1 protein-coding gene is annotated in these 389 nt (G+C 68.4%); it reads right to left on the reverse strand.

The window, feature by feature from the left end:
• The coding region (locus ACPXBU_RS34850) for a hypothetical protein (protein ID WP_425761404.1) at nucleotides 1–343 on the reverse strand (343 nt) is incomplete at its 3' end.
• Nucleotides 344–389 lie beyond the last annotated feature (46 nt).

Consider the following 389-nt stretch of genomic DNA (forward strand, 5'->3'; position numbering starts at 1 on the left):
CCACACCACCACCGAGCCGATCGATCTGCGCATCCAACGCCCGCTCCGAACGCCCCGACACCACCACCGGCACCACCCCACCACCGGTCACGCCGGTCATCACATCGGCGACCCCAGCCGACCCCGCCACCGACGAGCCACCACCCGCAGCCGCACCGGTCACCGCAGCGAGTTCTGCAACAACCGGCGAGCCGCCATCCGGGGTGGAAGCCTCCACGGAGGCATCGAATACCGGCGGAGCCTGCTCGACGATCACATGCGCATTCGTGCCGGAAATACCAAAGGAGGAAATGCCCGCCCGGCGCGGACGATCCACCTCCGGCCACACCCGCGACTCGGTCAACAACGACACCGCACCCGCCGACCAATCCACATGCGGACTCGGCTCA

The organism is Micromonospora sp. DT231 (genome assembly GCF_049847025.1).
Taxonomy (GTDB): Bacteria; Actinomycetota; Actinomycetes; order Mycobacteriales; family Micromonosporaceae; genus Micromonospora.